This is a genomic window from Burkholderia sp. AU33423, from assembly GCF_002223135.1.
Classification (GTDB): domain Bacteria; phylum Pseudomonadota; class Gammaproteobacteria; order Burkholderiales; family Burkholderiaceae; genus Burkholderia; species Burkholderia lata_D.
In genome coordinates this window covers 175,777-191,931 of sequence record NZ_NKFH01000010.1, presented here as the reverse complement: position 1 = coordinate 191,931, position 16,155 = coordinate 175,777, and the positions used below count along the sequence as shown (strand labels likewise).

11 protein-coding genes are annotated in these 16,155 nt (G+C 67.2%); 8 read left to right on the top strand and 3 right to left on the bottom strand.

What is annotated here, in order from left to right:
• The first annotated feature begins 93 nt into the window (after positions 1-93).
• Positions 94-1,566, top strand: coding sequence for an NAD-dependent succinate-semialdehyde dehydrogenase (locus CFB50_RS36230; protein ID WP_089449210.1), 1,473 nt, complete (start codon positions 94-96; stop codon positions 1,564-1,566).
• 232 nt (positions 1,567-1,798) lie between these two features.
• Here the strand turns inward: CFB50_RS36230 and CFB50_RS36225 are convergent, their stop codons facing one another.
• Positions 1,799-3,145 (bottom strand): MFS transporter, encoded by a 1,347-nt coding sequence (locus tag CFB50_RS36225; protein ID WP_089449209.1) that lies wholly within the window; start codon positions 3,143-3,145, stop codon positions 1,799-1,801.
• 297 nt (positions 3,146-3,442) lie between these two features.
• On the opposite strand from CFB50_RS36225, the gene CFB50_RS36220 reads away from it, so the two are divergent.
• The 5 genes from CFB50_RS36220 to dctA all read left to right on the top strand — a co-directional run bounded on the left by CFB50_RS36220 (position 3,443) and on the right by dctA (position 10,250).
• Entirely contained in the window at positions 3,443-4,480 is a 1,038-nt protein-coding gene (locus CFB50_RS36220) for a LacI family DNA-binding transcriptional regulator (RefSeq protein ID WP_174946598.1), read from the top strand.
• A gap of 316 nt (positions 4,481-4,796) precedes the next feature.
• A complete protein-coding gene (locus tag CFB50_RS36215; protein WP_089449207.1) occupies positions 4,797-6,578 on the top strand; it encodes an IlvD/Edd family dehydratase in 1,782 nt (593 codons plus the stop codon).
• Positions 6,579-6,610: 32 nt separating this feature from the next.
• Positions 6,611-7,792 (top strand): fumarylacetoacetate hydrolase family protein, encoded by a 1,182-nt coding sequence (locus CFB50_RS36210; protein ID WP_089449206.1) that lies wholly within the window; start codon positions 6,611-6,613, stop codon positions 7,790-7,792.
• A gap of 171 nt (positions 7,793-7,963) precedes the next feature.
• Entirely contained in the window at positions 7,964-8,887 is a 924-nt protein-coding gene (locus CFB50_RS36205) for a LysR family transcriptional regulator (RefSeq protein ID WP_089449205.1), read from the top strand.
• A gap of 34 nt (positions 8,888-8,921) precedes the next feature.
• Positions 8,922-10,250, top strand: coding sequence for a C4-dicarboxylate transporter DctA (gene dctA, locus CFB50_RS36200; protein WP_089449204.1), 1,329 nt, complete (start codon positions 8,922-8,924; stop codon positions 10,248-10,250).
• Between the two features lie 24 nt (positions 10,251-10,274).
• Here the strand turns inward: dctA and CFB50_RS36195 are convergent, their stop codons facing one another.
• Together CFB50_RS36195 and CFB50_RS36190 are read right to left on the bottom strand one after the other, a co-directional pair.
• Positions 10,275-11,057 carry a substrate-binding domain-containing protein gene (locus tag CFB50_RS36195; protein ID WP_089449203.1) on the bottom strand — a complete coding sequence of 261 codons (783 nt, stop codon included), beginning with the start codon at positions 11,055-11,057 and terminating at the stop codon, positions 10,275-10,277.
• A 61-nt stretch (positions 11,058-11,118) separates the two neighbouring features.
• Complete coding sequence (locus tag CFB50_RS36190; protein WP_089449202.1) at positions 11,119-12,414, bottom strand: MFS transporter; 1,296 nt, start codon at positions 12,412-12,414, stop codon at positions 11,119-11,121.
• Positions 12,415-12,764: 350 nt separating this feature from the next.
• On the opposite strand from CFB50_RS36190, the gene CFB50_RS36185 reads away from it, so the two are divergent.
• On the top strand, positions 12,765-14,285 hold the full coding sequence (locus CFB50_RS36185) for a sensor domain-containing diguanylate cyclase (RefSeq protein WP_089449201.1): 1,521 nt from the start codon (positions 12,765-12,767) through the stop codon (positions 14,283-14,285).
• 139 nt (positions 14,286-14,424) lie between these two features.
• Entirely contained in the window at positions 14,425-16,011 is a 1,587-nt protein-coding gene (locus CFB50_RS36180; protein ID WP_089449200.1) for a methyl-accepting chemotaxis protein, read from the top strand.
• Positions 16,012-16,155 lie beyond the last annotated feature (144 nt).

Here is a 16,155-nt window from a genome sequence, read left to right as displayed (position 1 = left end):
CCCCGTCACGCGGCAGCCCGCTGTCCGCGCGGGGGGCGTCACGCCCGCGCCGGGCCGCCAGCGTCACCGAACCGCTTCATTCAAGGACCTGTCATGCCGCTTACGCTGTCCCGAACCGAACTCGTTCGCACCGCCAACCTGATCGACGGCGCCTGGCGCGATGCGCTCGACGGCCGCCGCTTCGCCGTCACCGATCCGGCCACGCTCGAGACCGTTGCCCACGCACCCGACAGCAGCGCCGCCGACGCACGCGCGGCGACCGACGCGGCAGCCCGCGCGCTGCCCGCGTGGCGTGCGACGCCCGCGCGCGAACGCGCCGCGATCCTGCGTGCATGGCATGCGGCGATCGTCGCGCACACCGACGATCTCGCGAAGCTGATGTCGCGCGAACAGGGCAAGCCGCTCGCCGAAGCGCGCGGCGAAGTCGCGTACGGTGCGTCGTACGTGCTGTGGTTCGCCGAGGAAGCGACGCGCACGTACGGCGACCTGATTCCGCAGCAGCAGCGCGGCAAGCGGCTCAGCGCGGTGAAGGAGCCGATCGGCGTCGTCGCCGCGATCACGCCGTGGAATTTCCCGCTCGCGATGATCGCGCGCAAGATCGCGCCCGCGCTCGCGGCCGGCTGCACGGTGGTCGCGAAGCCGGCGGAGGACACGCCGCTGACCGCGCTCGCGCTCGCGTTTCTCGCGCAGGAAGCCGGCGTGCCGGCCGGCGTGCTGAACCTGATTACCGCGTCGCGCGAACGCGGCGTCGAAGCCGCGGCCGACTGGCTCGCCGACGGCCGCGTGCGCAAGATCACGTTCACCGGCTCGACGGCCGTCGGCAAGCTGCTCGCGCGCGATTCGGCCGCGACGCTGAAGAAGCTGTCGCTGGAGTTGGGCGGCAATGCGCCGTTCATCGTGTTCGACGACGCCGAGCTCGATGCCGCGGTCGACGGGCTGATGGCCGCGAAGTTCCGCAACGGCGGGCAGACGTGTGTATCGCCGAACCGCGTGTACGTGCAGGCCGGCGTTTACGATGCGTTCGCGCAGAAGCTCGCCGCGCGCGTCGCCGCGTTGAAGGTCGCGCCGGCGACCGACCCGGCCGCGCAGATCGGCCCGATGATCAACGCGCGTGCGGTCGACAAGATCGCGCGTCACGTCGGCGATGCCGTTGAACGCGGCGCGCGTGTGCTGACGGGCGGCAAGCGCCTGACGGAGCTCGGCGCGAACTATTACGCGCCGACGGTGCTCGCCGACGCCACCGCCGACATGCAATTGAACTGCGAGGAAACCTTCGGCCCGATCGCGGCGCTGTTTCGCTTCGATACCGAGGACGAAGCCGTCGACGCCGCGAACGACACGCCGTTCGGGCTCGCCGCGTATTTCTACACGCAGGACGTGCGGCGCATCGCACGCGTGTCGGCACGGCTCGAAACGGGCATCGTCGGGATCAACGAAGGCGCGCTTGCGAGCGAGGCCGCGCCGTTCGGCGGCGTGAAGGAATCGGGCTACGGCCGCGAAGGTTCACGCTATGGCCTCGACGATTACCTGTCGATCAAGTATCTGTGCCAGGGCGGGCTCGACTGAGCGGGTGTTGCCGTCCGCGCGGGCGGCCCGCCGTGTCCCCGGCCGGAATGCACGCGTCGACACGGGAATCGATCGGTTCGATCCGGCCCGGGATGCACTCGCCCACGTGGTCGACTGTCTCGCAGCGGCGGGATGGCGGCGGACGTTTCGATCCGCCCAAGTGTTACCCGTCGCGTCCGCTGCGGGGTCGGCGCGATGCGCAATCCCCGCGGTGCAACGGACTGCGAAGCCCTCACCGGCCGGCCGGCGGCTGCAGCACGTCGCGCGGAATCAATGCGATCAGCACGCAGCTGACCAGCAGGCAGGCGCCCAGCGCATAGGTGCCGTTGTTGATGTTGCCGGTCATTTCCTTGGCCATGCCGGTGATCATCGAGCCCGTGAAACCGGACAGGTTGCCCACCGAATTGATCAGCGCAATGCCGGCGGCCGCAGCCGTGCCGGACAGGATCTGCCCCGGAAAAGTCCAGTAGATCGGCATCAACGCGAGAATGCCGCAGGTAGCGACGGTCAGGAATACGATCGACAGCGCCACGTTGTGCGCGAACGCCGCGCTCAGGATCAGGAAGACGCCACCGATCAGCGCGGGAATCGCCGCGTGCAGGCGGCGTTCACCGGTCTTGCGCGAGTGCGACGCGTTCCACACCATCGCGAAGATGGCCGTCAGGTATGGAATGGCCGTCAGCACACCGATATGCAGCGGGCTGTGCACGCCCGACGCGCGAATGATCGACGGCAGCCAGAACGCCAGCCCGTAGAAGCCGGTATTGAAGGTGAGCAGGATGAAGGTGAGCAGCCAGACACGCGGGCTGCGCAGCGCGGCGCCGATACTGTGCGACTTGTGCGTCGCCTCGGATTCGAGATTGCGCGACAGGACGGCCTTTTCGTCCGCGGACAGCCACTTCGCCGACTTCGGTCCGTCGCCCAGGCAGGCCAGCACGATGAACGCCACCACGATCGACGGCAGCCCTTCGAGCAGCAGCATCCATTGCCAGCCGCTCATGCCCGACAGGCCGTGCGTCTGCTCCATCAGCCAGCCGGACACCACGCTGCCGAGTGTGAGGCTCAGCGGGATCGCCACCAGGAATCCCGACATGGCCACACTCTGGCGGCGCGCCGGAAACCAGTAGTTCATGTACAGGATCACGCCCGGGAAAAAGCCGGCTTCGCACAGGCCCAGCAGGAAGCGCAGCGTGTAGAACATGGTGGTCGTCTGCACGTGGAAGAACTGCGCGAGCGGCACGATGAACGCCATCGACGACGAGACGATGCCCCACGTGATCATGATCCGCGCGATCCAGAAGCGCGCGCCGTAACGATGCAGCAGCAGGTTGCTGGGCATCTCGAACAGGAAATAGCCCCAGAAGAAGACGCTGGCGCCGAGCGCATAGACGCTGTCGCTCAAGCTCAGCTCGTCGAGCATCTGCAGCTTCGCGAAGCCGACGTTGACGCGGTCCAGGTAGGCCACGACGTAGCAGAGCAGCAGCAACGGCAGGATGCGCCGCATGACCTTGCGATAGAGCGCGTCTTCGGATGAGTCGGCCGCGGCCGGCGCGGCAGCGGTCTGCGTGATGGACGGCATCGGTCTGTCTCCTGATTGTGTAGGTCTTCTTCGTACCGGCGGGTTCTCTGACGCATCGATGTTACCGATAACATTCCACGACCAAAAAAAGCGCCAATGGGGCGACGGGAGAAACGGGCATGCTGATACCGGTAACAAGCAGCACGGTAGCATGTCGCGACAGGCGTGTTCAAGCGTCGCCGAACGCGTGGTTTCCCTAGTGCGGACAGCGCTGCGACGGGCGCGCCGCGGGCGGCCTGCCCCGTACGCCGCACCGGTATGATGTAGCCTTTCCAGGTTTTTCCCGATCGCGATCCGATGCCCAGCCCCACCGCCGTCCGGCCTGCCGGACCGCCCCGCATGTCCGACGTAGCGCGCCTCGCCGGCGTATCGAAGATGACCGTGTCGCGCGTGCTTGCCGGCCACAGCGTGGCACCAGAAACGCGCGCACGCGTCTGCCAGGCCATCGACCAGCTCGGCTACGTGGCCGACGCGGCCGCCGGTGCGTTGTCGTCGGGGCGCTCGGAATTCGTCGCGGTGCTGGTGCCGTCGCTGTCGAGCTCCAACTTCTCCGACACCGTGCGCGGCCTGACCGATGCGCTCGAACCGCATGGCCTGCAACTGTTGCTCGGCGACACCGATTACGACCTGGAACGCGAAGAACGCCTGGTCCGTTCGATGCTGCGTCACCAGCCGCGCTGCGTCGCGCTGACCGGTGCGCAACACACCGATGCGACCCGCAAGGTGCTGGCGCGCTCGGCCATTCCCGTGGTCGAGATGTGGGACCTGCCCACGCATCCCATCGACACCGCCGTGGGCTTCTCGAACGTGCGCGCCGCACGTGCGATGGTGCGGCACCTGGCCGAGCGCGGTTACCGCCGCATCGGCTTTCTCGGCGGCGCCAGCGAACTGGATCGCCGTGGCCTGGACCGGCTCAAGGGATACCAGGCGGAAATCAAGGCGCTGCGGTTGGGCGAGCCGCGCGTCGTGCGCCTCGGCGAATCGCCGATCACCATGAGCCACGGCGGGCCCGCGATGGCGGCCCTGCTCGCGCAGTGGCCGGACACCGATGCCGTGATGTGCGTCAGCGACATGTCGGCATTCGGCGCGATCATGGAATGCCACCGGCGCGGGCTGTCCGTGCCCGCGGACATCGCGGTGGCCGGCTTCGGCAACTTCGAAGTGGCGACGTGCTGCCACCCTGCCATCACGACCGTGTCGGTCGACGCATACGGCATCGGCCTGCGCACGGGCGAGGCGCTGCTGGCCGCGCTGCAGGCGCGCGACGGCGGCGAGCCGGTCGATTCGCACAGCATCCGTATCGACTACACGATCGTCGCGCGGGAAAGCGCGTGACGAGCCCGCGCCGGCCGGTCGCGCCCGGCGAGAACCGGCGTGCCCTCGAGGCGCGCGCGAACTGCCCCCCTGCCCTCACGCCGCCCCGCCGTCGCATGACGGAAGGGCCGGGTTGACGGCCGATGCGCGTCGATACGGCGCCGTTCGACGGGATCGAAACCGGTGCATCGCGCGCAGCGCTTTCTCCCTCCCCTGCGCCACCCGCACACAAAATTCTGTTCCGCCACGCAAAAACCCCGTGCTAACATCCGCTCGATGTTACCGGTACCAATCCGGCACGCAAGAATGAACGAGGCCCCTTCGGAGACAGCCCGCCATGTCACAGACCCCGCGCCGTCTGCGCAGCCAGGAGTGGTTCGACGACCCCGCGCACGCGGACATGACCGCGCTTTATGTCGAGCGTTTCATGAACTACGGGTTGACGCGCGATGAACTGCAATCGGGCCGCCCCGTCATCGGCATCGCCCAGACGGGCAGCGACCTGGCGCCATGCAACCGCCACCACATCGAACTGGCCGAGCGGACCAAGGCGGGCATTCGCGACGCGGGCGGCATTCCGATGGAATTCCCCGTCCATCCGCTGGCCGAACAAAGCCGCCGGCCCACCGCCGCGCTCGACCGCAACCTGGCCTACCTCGGGCTGGTGGAAGTGCTGCATGGCTTCCCGCTGGATGGCGTGGTCCTGACGACCGGTTGCGACAAGACCACCCCCGCCTGCCTGATGGCGGCCGCCACCGTGGACATGCCCGCCATCGTGCTGTCGGGCGGACCGATGCTCGACGGCTGGCACGAGGGCAAGCGCGTCGGCTCGGGCACCGTGATCTGGCATGCCCGCAACCTGCTGGCGGCCGGCGAGATCGACTACGAAGGCTTCATGAAGCTGACCACGGCATCGTCGCCGTCGATCGGCCATTGCAACACCATGGGCACGGCGCTGTCGATGAACAGCCTGGCCGAGGCGCTGGGCATGTCGCTGCCGGGGTGTGCGAGCATTCCCGCCGCCTATCGCGAGCGCGGCCAGATGGCCTACGCCACCGGCAAGCGCGCTGTCGAACTCGTTCGGGAAGACCTGCGGCCGTCGAGGATCATGACCCGCGCGGCGTTCGAGAATGCCATCGTCGTCGCCTCCGCGCTCGGCGCATCGACCAACTGCCCGCCGCACCTGATCGCCATTGCGCGCCACATGGGCGTCGAACTGAGCCTGGACGACTGGCAGCGCCTCGGTGAATCCGTGCCGCTGCTGGTCAACTGCATGCCGGCAGGCGAATACCTCGGGGAGAGCTTCCACCGCGCCGGCGGTGTGCCCGCGGTGCTGCGCCAGCTCGATGCGGCCGGCCTGCTGCGGCGCGACTGCCTCACCGTATCCGGCCGCGCGATCGGCGAGATCGCCGACACGGCGCAGGACGCCGACCACGATGTGATCCACACGCCCGACGCACCGCTCAAGCATGGCGCCGGCTTCATGGTGCTGTCGGGCAACTTCTTCGACAGCGCGATCATGAAGATGTCGGTGGTCGGCGAGGCATTCCGCCGGACCTACCTTGCCGAGCCGGGCGCGGAGAACACGTTCGAGGCCCGCGCCATCGTCTTCGACGGCCCGGAGGACTACCACGCCCGCATCAACGACCCCGGGCTCGGTATCGACGAGCGTTGCATCCTGGTGATCCGCGGCTGCGGCACGGTCGGCTATCCGGGCAGCTCCGAAGTCGTCAACATGGCGCCGCCTGCCGATCTGGTGAAGCGCGGCGTGACGTCGCTGCCGTGCCTGGGCGACGGGCGCCAGAGCGGCACGTCGGCCAGCCCGTCGATCCTGAACGTGTCGCCGGAGGCCGCGGTCGGCGGCGGCCTCGCGCTGCTGCGCACGAACGACCGCATTCGCGTGGACCTGAATCGCCGCAGCGTCGACGTGCTCGTCGATGACGACGAACTCGCACGCCGCCGCGAGACGGCAAGCTTCAACGTGCCGCAGGCGCAAACGCCCTGGCAGGCACTCTACCGGCAGTTGGTGGGCCAGTTGTCCACCGGCGGCTGCCTCGAACCGGCCACGCTGTACCTGAAGGTGATCGAGCAGCGCGGCAACCCGCGCCATTCGCACTGACCCATCCGCCCACACCCCTTGCCGAGCCGACCATGCGTACTCTTTCCGTTTCCGACTGCCTGCCGCACGACCTGGCACGGGCCCTGTTGATCGGCCGTGTCTGGCGCCACGATGGGGCCCGTTCGGGCCCGAGCGTCGTCGCCGTGCGCTGCGGAGAAGTGTTCGACATCACGCGTACCGTGGCGACCACCGCGGACCTGTTCGACCGGCCCGACGCCGTCGCTGTCGCCCGCACCGCCCCGGGTGAATCGCTCGGCAGCGTCGAGCCGTTGCTGCAGGCGGCGCTGGATGGCGCGCCCGGCGCCACGCACCTGCTCGCACCATGCGACGTGCAGGCCATCAAGGCCTGCGGCGTGACCTTCGCCGTCAGCCTCATCGAACGCGTCATCGAAGAACAGGCCGGCGGCGACCCCGCCAAGGCGAGGGACGTGCGCGAAACGCTGGCCGCGACCCTCGGCACCGACCTGTCGAAGCTCGTTCCCGGTTCGGAAGCCGCGATGCGCCTGAAGGCGGAACTCGAACGCCGCGGCGCGTGGTCGCAATACATGGAGGTCGGAATCGGCCCGGACGCCGAGGTGTTCTCGAAGTCGCAGCCGATGTCCGCCGTGGGCTTCGGGGCAGACGTGGGCCTGCTGCCCGTGTCGGTGTGGAACAACCCGGAACCGGAGATCGTGCTGGCGGTCGGTAGCGACGGCAGGCCGGTGGGCGCCACGCTCGGCAACGACGTCAACTTGCGCGACATCGAAGGCCGCTCGGCGCTGCTGCTCGGCAAATGCAAGGACAACAACGGCTCGTGCGCGATCGGCCCGTTCGTGCGGCTGTTCGACGACGGTTTCACGCTGGACGACGTACGGCAGGCCAGCGTGTCGCTGCGCGTCGAAGGCGCGGACGACGGCTTCGTCCTCGACGGCATCAGCCACATGCGCGAGATCAGCCGCGACCCGGCCGACCTCGTCGCGCAGACCTGCGGCGCGCATCACCAGTATCCGGACGGCTTCATGCTGTTCCTCGGCACGATGTTCTCGCCGATCCAAGACCGCGACGCGCCGGGCGGCGGATTCACGCATCACCTGGGCGACCGCGTCACCATTTCCACGCCCGCACTCGGCGCACTCGTCAACACCGTGCGGCTGTGCACCGAGATCGCGCCGTGGACCTTCGGCGTGCGCGCGCTGTATGCCAATCTGGCCGCACGCGGCCTGCTTGCGCCGTAAGGCCCGGGCCTCGACGCCCCATCGGCATCGACGAGCAGCGGATCGACGGCAAGACCGCCCCCTCACGCACGCGGTTGCGGTCACGCGTTGCGCGGATGCGTGCCGCACCGATACGGTCGGACCGGCGAAATCATGCAAAATACGCCCCATCTGAGATGCGGAGACGCGCCCGTGGGGATCAACTTCGACTTGAACGACTTGCAGGCGTTTCGCGCGGTCGTGGAAACGGGCAGCTTCCGAAAGGCCGCGGAAGCGGTCAGCATTTCGCAGCCCGCGTTGAGTCGCCGGATCGACAAGCTCGAGGAAGCACTCGGCGTGCGCCTCTTCGAGCGCACCACGCGGCGCGTGGCGCTCACCACGGTCGGCCGCGTGTTCGCGCAGAGCGCCGAACAGTTGCTCGACGATCTCGACGCGGCCCTGCTCGGCATTCGCGACGTGTCGTCGAGCCGCCTGGGCCATGTGACCATCGCGTGCGTGCCGTCGGTGGCCTACTACTTTCTGCCGGCCATCATCGCGCGCTATCATCAGCGCTTTCCGCGCATCCGGGTCAAGCTGCTGGACGCGAGCGCGAACGAGGTGCTGGGCACCGTCATCAGCGGCGAAGCCGATTTCGGCGTGAGCTTCATGGGCAGCCAGGAATCCGAGATCGAGTTCAAGATGCTGCTCCAGGAGCGGTTCGTCGCTGCGTGCCGCCGCGACCATCCGCTCGCGCGCAAGAAACGCGTCACCTGGAACGAACTGTACGAGCACGATTACGTGTCGGTGGACAAGACTTCCGGGAACCGCCTGTTGCTCGACCAGGCGCTCGCCGCCGTGGCGCCGCGCGGGCCGAGCGTGTGTGAAGCGCGCCACGTGACGACCCTGCTCGGATTGATCGAGGCGGGGCTCGGCGTCGCCGCGGTGCCCTCGATGGCGATGCCCGGGCACGACCATCCCATTCTCACGAGCGTGCCGCTCGTCGAGCCGGTCGTCAAACGACGCGTGGGCATCGTCAAGCGGCGCGGGCGACCGCTCACGCCGGCCGCCGAAGCGTTTCACCGGATGATCGTCGACGCGAAGCGCGACGGCATCGCAAGCAGCGATGCATCGGCGTGACAACGACACAAGAGACACGAAGGAAGACCGTCCCGTGAGGTTGGCCAGGCTGCTCAAATCGCTCTACGTGCAGGTCCTGCTCGCGATGATGCTCGGCGTGACCGTCGGTCATGTATGGCCGGCCGCAGGCGCGATGCTCAAGCCCCTCAGCGACGCGTTCGTCGGCCTCGTGCGAATGACCATCGCGCCGATCGTCTTTTGCACGATCGTCTCGGGCATCACGTCACTCGCGAACGGGAAGGCCATCGGCCGCACGATCGTTCGGTCGCTGGCGCTCTTCTATCTGCTGACCGCCGTTGCACTCGCGATCGGGCTCGCCACCGCATTCGTGCTGCGCCCCGGCGCCGGCCTGCACATCGACGTGCACCATCTCGATTCGAGCATCCTCGCGCAGTACGCGAAGGAAGCGCAACCAAGCGGGCTCGTGGCATTCGGGCTGAGCGTGATCCCCGATACGATGCTCGGCGCGTTCGAGCAAGGCGAGGTGTTGCCGGTGCTGCTGCTGTCGCTGCTGTTCGGCTTCTCGCTGAATGCGCACCGTCAGGCCGGCCAGCCCGTGCTTGCGCTGATCGACGGTGTCGCCCAGGTTGTCTTTCGCGTGCTCGCGATGATCATGCGGCTCGCACCGCTCGGCGCGTTCGGCGCGATGGCCTTCACGGTGGGCCGCTTCGGGATCGGTTCGGTCGGCTCGCTCGCGAAGCTGGTGGTGTCCTTCTATGCGGCATGCGCGCTGTTCGTCGCGCTCGTGCTCGCACCGCTCGCGCGCCTGCACGGCTTCGCGCTGTGGCGGCTGTTGCGCTACCTGCGCGAAGAGTTGCTCATCGTTCTCGCGACGTCCTCGTCGGAGCCCGTTCTGCCACGCCTGATCGTCAAGCTGGAATCGCTGGGGTGCGACAAGGGCGTCGTGGGGCTCGTGCTGCCGGCGGGCTATTCGTTCAACCTGGACGGCACCGCGATCTATCTGACGCTCGCTGCCTTGTTCATCGCACAGGCATGCGACGTGCCCCTTTCCGCGTCGCAGATCGCCTTGATGCTCGCCGTCATGCTGCTCACGTCCAAGGGCGCGGCCGGTGTTTCCGGTAGCGGGCTGGTTGCGCTGGTCGCCACGCTCGTCGTCATACCCGACCTGCCCGTCGCCGGCGTGGCACTGCTGGTCGGCATCGATCGCTTCATGTCCGAGGCGCGTGCGCTGACGAGCGTGATCAGCAATGCGTGCGCGGTGATCTTCGTGTCGATGTGGGAAGGGGCGTGCGATCGTGCGCGTCTTGCGCAGCGGCTCGCTGCAGGGGGGCCGGCATCCCCGAACGGGGTCGATGCAGACCGTGCCGCCGCCGATGCCGACGGTGACGGGAAGGCGGTATGACGCAAACCTTCCCGTCGATCAGGCTCAATGAGCGGGGACGGAATCCAGCCCGGTCGATTTCACGTCGGCCTGCACGTCGGGCGACGCAAGATAGTCGAGCAGCGCCTTCGCTTCCGCCGGATGCTGCGCGCCGACGGGGATGCCCGCCGCGAAGCGCGTGACCGACTGCAGCGATTCGGGAATCTTGCCGACGAAGGTCGCCCCCTTGACCGGCAGCAGCTCGCTCACCTGCTGGAAGCCGATTTCGTAGTCGCCGTTCGCGACGACCGATGCCACCGGAATCCGCGGAATCATCTTCGCCTTCGACTTCACCTGGTCTTCGATGCCGAGCTTCCTGAACAGCTCGCGTTCGATATACACGCCGCTCGCGCTGTCCGAGTAGGCGATCGACTTCGCGTGCAGCAGCGCCTGCTTGAGGCCTTCGGGGGAACCGATGTCGGGTTTTGCCGAGCCGTCGCGCACGACCACGCCGATGCGCGAGTCGGCCAGTTCGACCCGCGATCCGGGGATGACCTTGCCCTGCTTGATCAGGTCGTCCAGCGCATAGCCGACCATGATGACCGCGTCGGCGGGCTCGCCGCGCGCGAGCCGGTTTGGAATCGCCTCAGGCGACTTGCCCATCGACGGGCCGAGCGCGGTATCGAGCGTATTGCCCGTCGTGGAAGCAAACCGGGGGCCGAGCAGCTTGTAGGCGGCGGTGAAGCCGCCCGAGCTCATCACGTGCAGTTCGGCGGCCTGCACGTTGGCAGCGACTGCCGTGGCAAGGACGAGCGCGGCCGCGCAAAATTTCGGGAACAGATTTCTCATGATCGTGATTGTTGTCGTGCAGAATCGTGTGTGTTGGTCGGCCTTCCGGATGGACCTGGCATCAATGCGCAGGCGTCAGCGTCGCCGTGCGGCGACGATAGAGCGCGAACGTCGCAAGCAGCGCGCACACGGCGGCAAAGCTCATCCAGTAGCCCGGTGCGGCCTTGTCGCCCGTCATGTGGATGAGCGCGGTCGAGATCGCCGGCGTGAAGCCGCCGAACACGGCCGTCGCGAGGCTGTACGCGAGCGAGAAGCCTGCGACGCGCACCTGCACCGGCATCACCTCGGTGAGCGCCACGACCATCGCACCGTTATAGATCCCGTACATGAACGAGAGCCACAGGAGGACGAGCAGCATGTTGACGAACGACGGCGCGTGAGCAAGCAACGACAGCGCCGGGTAGGCGGTCACGACGGTGAGCACCGTCATGCCAACCAGCAGCGGCCGGCGGCCGATCCTGTCGGACAGCGCGCCGCCGATCGGCAGCCACACGAAGTTCGACACGCCGACGCAGAGCGTCACGAGCAGGCTGTCGGCGGTGCTCAGGTGCAGCACCGTCTTGCCGAAGGTCGGTGCGTAGACCGTGATCAGATAGAAGCTCGTGGTGGTCATCGCGACCAGCATCATGCCGGCCACGACGACGCCCCAGTTCTGCACCAGCGTACCGAACACTTCCTTCATGCCCGGACGATGCTTGCGCGCCTTGAATTCCTGGGTTTCCTCCAGGTTGCGGCGCAGCATGAAGATGAACGGCACGATCATGCAGCCGACGAAGAACGGCGCGCGCCATCCCCATGCGGCGATGGCCGACGCGCTCAGCCATTGATTCAGTGCAAAGCCCAGGGCCGCCGCGACGACGATCGCCACCTGCTGGCTGGCGGATTGCCAGCTCGTGAAGAACCCCTTGCGGCCGGGCGTCGCCAGCTCGGCGAGATAGACCGATACGCCGCCCAGTTCCGCGCCGGCGGAGAAGCCCTGCAGCAGCCGCCCGAGCAGCACGAGCGCGGGCGCCAGCAGGCCGATGGTCGCGTAGCCCGGCACGAACGCGATCAGGATGGTGCCGCTCGCCATGATGGACAGCGTGACGATCAGGCCCTTGCGGCGGCCGACGTCGTCGATGTACGCGCCCAGCACGATGGCGCCCAGCGGCCGCATCAGGAAGCCGGCGCCGAACACGGCGAAGGTCATCATCAGCGACGCGAACTCGCTTTGCGCGGGAAAGAAAACGTTGGCGATCTGCGTGGCGTAGAAGCCGAACAGGAAGAAGTCGAACTGCTCGAGAAAATTCCCGGCGGTGACGCGGAAAACTGCAGCGGCCTTCGAACGTTCGTTCGGAAGGCTGGACGAGGGGTGCATCGGGGTGTCTCCTGAAAATCCGGAAATACGCGGGAGGTGGATCGATTGTCGTTTTCCGGCATGTTCGCTCGTCGCCGGGCAAACGATAAGTGCAATTTTTGGAAGGATTGATGTCGATGGGTTATCAATCGACGTGCCGGCGGCGCGTGTCGCCGCACATCGTTCCGGGCGGCGGCGCGCGCCCGATGCATGACTTTGCAGGACCGGCCGGACGAACTCGCACACGTTTGCGCTTCCATGCGCGATCGCACGCGTCCACTGGCGCACTCGATTTTCCGTTAACCGTGCCGTTAACCCGGATTTGACCCGCGTCGGCGCCGTTGCAGCCGGCTTCCCATACGAGCACGAGCATGCCCGCATTCACCTCGATCGAGAAAATTGCCGACTGGGCCGGACGCAACCATCTTGTCGTCGGGGCATTGGGCACGTTGATGTCGCTGGCGGCGCTCGGGATCAGCGCGGCGACACTGTGGGTCGGGCGCAACGAAGTGATCGAACACGCTCACGAGACGTCGCGCAACGTCGCAGCCGTCCTGGTGAGCCAGATCGCGCGCACCGTCGAAACGTCGAACAACGCGCTGGTCGCACTCGCGTCCGATCTCGGCAAGCCCGCGGTGCGGCGGATGGATGCCGGGCTGCGGCACGACCTGCTGTTCGAGCGCACCGCCGCGCAATACGTGACCGGCATGGGCGTGACCGACCGGCACGGCCAGATGATCGACGGATGCTGCGGCACGACCCATCATTGGGATTTCAGCGATCGCGACTACTTCAAGGTCCATCGCGACGCCGACAACGTCGGCCTCTACGTGTCCGAGGCCTATCGCGCGCGCTCGCGCGGCGGCAAGGAATCCATCGCGCTGTCGCGGCGCATCGAACGGCCGGATCATACGTTCAACGGCATCGCGGTGGTCGCCATCGACATCGCCTATTTCGAGCAGGTCCTGTCCGGTCTCGATGTCGGGCCGAACGGGGTCAGCGCGATCCTGCGCGCGGACGGCGCGATCCTCGCGCGAAATCCGTCGTTGAACGACAACCAGATGAACCACCTGCGTCGCTCGAAAGCGTTCGACCGGATGGTGCACAGTGAATCGGGCTTCTACCCCGCTCGTTCGACCATCGACGGCGTCATGCGGCTGTATACGTACCAGCGGGTGCCGGGCACGCCGCTGATCGCCGTCGTCGCGCCGGCCGAGGGCGACGTGCTGGCGAGCATCACGCGCCTGTCGTGGACGGTGGGGGTGTCCGCCTTCGTGATCAGCGCATTCTTCTGCGCGGTGGTCTGGCTGCTTGCGTTTGCGCTACGCGACAACCTGCGCAAGCAGACGCTGCTCATGGATCTCACGCGAACCGATCCGCTGACGGGACTGTGCAACCGCCGCGCCCTCGATATCGCGCTGGCCGACGAATGGGAACGGCTGCAGCGGGGCAGCAACGGCAGCCTGTCGATCCTGTTCATCGATGCCGACCACTTCAAGCAGTACAACGACCGGCACGGGCATGCGGAAGGCGACACGGCACTGCGCTTTCTCGCCGAATGCATCCGCACCCACACGCGACGGCGCGGCGATCTCGCCGCACGCTACGGCGGCGAGGAGTTCGTCGCGGTGCTGCCGGATACGGACGAAAGCGGTGCCGCGCAGGTCGCGGAGGCGATTCGCCGCGAAGTCGAACGCAACCGGCTCGACGGGTTCGCGGAAACCGTTCCGGCCTTCACCGTCAGCATCGGCTGCGCGACCGGTCATCGCGCGCGCCCCCCGTCCGTGCATGCGCTGTCGCATCAGGCGGACATGGCGCTTTATCGTGCGAAGCGCGAAGGCCGCAACCGGGTGTGTTGCGCGGAAACCGAGCCAATCGCTCGCCTGGCTTGACCCGCCACGGGTCGGGTCTGCATTTTTTTCGGCAGCAGAGCGTACGCAAACGATTGCTTCGGACAACGGTCCTAAATTGTTCATGTACCAATCCGATAATAAGGAAAGCTATTTGAATCAATGAAACTGGACGGCTCACATGAATAATCAACGAATAACGGTTCGCACGAAGCTGACCCTGGCTTTCAGCCTCCTGACTTGCATGGTCCTGCTCGTCTCCATTCTCGGCATCGTATCGCTCGGCAATGCGAACGCGGCATTCGAGAATTACGTCAACGGCACCAACGCCCGTGCACTCCTGGCGGACAAGGTTCGCGTCGCGGTCGACCGGCGTGCGATCGCCGCCCGCAACCAGGTGCTCGCGACCGCACCGCGCGACGCGGACCTCGAAAAGGACGCGGCGCTGCAGGCCGACCGCGAGGTCGGCGCGCTGCTCGGCGAACTGACGAATGCGGTCCGCGAGGGAAGCGGCGCCTCCGACAAGGCCCGCGAACTGGTCCGGCAAATCGGCGTGGTCGAAGCGCAGTACGGCCCGGTGGCGCGCGCCATCGTCGATGCGGCGGCGAACAACCGGCGCGATCAGGCCATCACAATGATCAACGAACAGTGTCGGCCGCTGCTGGCCAGGCTCGTCGCCGCCACCGACGCCTATGCGACGTACGCCCGCACGCTGGGCGCGCAACTCGTGACGGAATCGGCCGACCGCTATGCCTCACAACGACTGATGCTGATCGTCATGTGTATCGCGGCGGCAGCCGCCGCCGCAATCCTGGGCGTCTTCATCACTCGCGGCCTGCTGCGCTCGCTCGGCACGGAGCCTGCCGCGCTCAGCGACATCGCGCGCCGTATCGCCGCCGGCGATCTCGGCATGGAATCCTCGACCGGTGCCGCGCCGGCCGGCAGCGTACTGGCTTCCATGCGGGACATGCAGGCGAACCTGACCCGCCTGATCTCGGAAGTCCGGACCGCATCCGGCAACGTCGCGACAGGCGCCGGCGAAATCGCGTCCGGCAACCAGGACCTCTCCTCCCGCACGGAACAGCAAGCCGCATCGCTGCAGGAGACCGCATCGAGCATGGAACAGCTGACCTCCACCGTGCGCCTGAACGCCGACAATGCGCAGCAGGCGAGCGGGCTGGCCAACAACGCATCGGAGGTCGCCCAGCGCGGCAGCACGGCAGTCGGCCTGATGGTCGACACGATGACGGACATCAGCGCCGGCTCCGCCAAAATCGCCGAGATCACCGCGATCATCGAAGGGATCGCATTCCAGACCAACATCCTCGCGCTCAACGCGGCCGTGGAGGCCGCCCGCGCCGGCGAACAGGGCCGCGGCTTTGCCGTGGTGGCCAGCGAAGTCCGAAGTCTTGCGCAGCGCTCGTCGAGCGCCGCGAAGGAAATTCGCGAGCTGATCTCGCAATCGGTCCGGAAAATCCAGGACGGCTCGCAAATCGCGAACAACGCGGGCGAGACGATGACCCAGGTCACGCACGCGATCGCGCGCGTGACCGACATCATGGGCGAGATCGCCGCCGCGTCGAATGAGCAGAGCCGCGGCATCGAGCAGGTGAACCTGGCCATTACGCAAATGGATGAAGTCACCCAGCAGAACGCGGCGCTCGTCGAACAGGCAGCCGCCGCATCGAGGTCGCTCGAAGAACAGGGAGGCCGGCTTGCCGAGGCGGTATCGCTGTTCCGGCTCGACACGCGGGCGGCCGGCGCCTAGCCTCCCGCCGCGCGCGTGCCCTCGACGGACGCATCGAATCCGGCGCCCGACATGCTCAGCACCCGAAATTAACCAGATAGTGGGAATTCGCTCGCATTGAATCCGGCGCGAAACAAATCCGTAACGGCCGCGTAACGATCCATC

Bases quoted from the DNA above. Each gene is read 5' to 3' on its own strand.
- CFB50_RS36230 (WP_089449210.1), top strand. From the start codon at position 94: ATGCCGCTTACGCTGTCCCGAACCGAACTCGTTCGCACCGCCAACCTG.
- CFB50_RS36225 (WP_089449209.1), bottom strand. From the start codon at position 3,145: ATGCCGTCCATCACGCAGACCGCTGCCGCGCCGGCCGCGGCCGACTCA.
- CFB50_RS36220 (WP_174946598.1), top strand. From the start codon at position 3,443: ATGCCCAGCCCCACCGCCGTCCGGCCTGCCGGACCGCCCCGCATGTCC.
- CFB50_RS36215 (WP_089449207.1), top strand. From the start codon at position 4,797: ATGTCACAGACCCCGCGCCGTCTGCGCAGCCAGGAGTGGTTCGACGAC.
- CFB50_RS36210 (WP_089449206.1), top strand. From the start codon at position 6,611: ATGCGTACTCTTTCCGTTTCCGACTGCCTGCCGCACGACCTGGCACGG.
- CFB50_RS36195 (WP_089449203.1), bottom strand. From the start codon at position 11,057: ATGAGAAATCTGTTCCCGAAATTTTGCGCGGCCGCGCTCGTCCTTGCC.
- CFB50_RS36190 (WP_089449202.1), bottom strand. From the start codon at position 12,414: ATGCACCCCTCGTCCAGCCTTCCGAACGAACGTTCGAAGGCCGCTGCA.
- CFB50_RS36185 (WP_089449201.1), top strand. From the start codon at position 12,765: ATGCCCGCATTCACCTCGATCGAGAAAATTGCCGACTGGGCCGGACGC.
- CFB50_RS36180 (WP_089449200.1), top strand. From the start codon at position 14,425: ATGAATAATCAACGAATAACGGTTCGCACGAAGCTGACCCTGGCTTTC.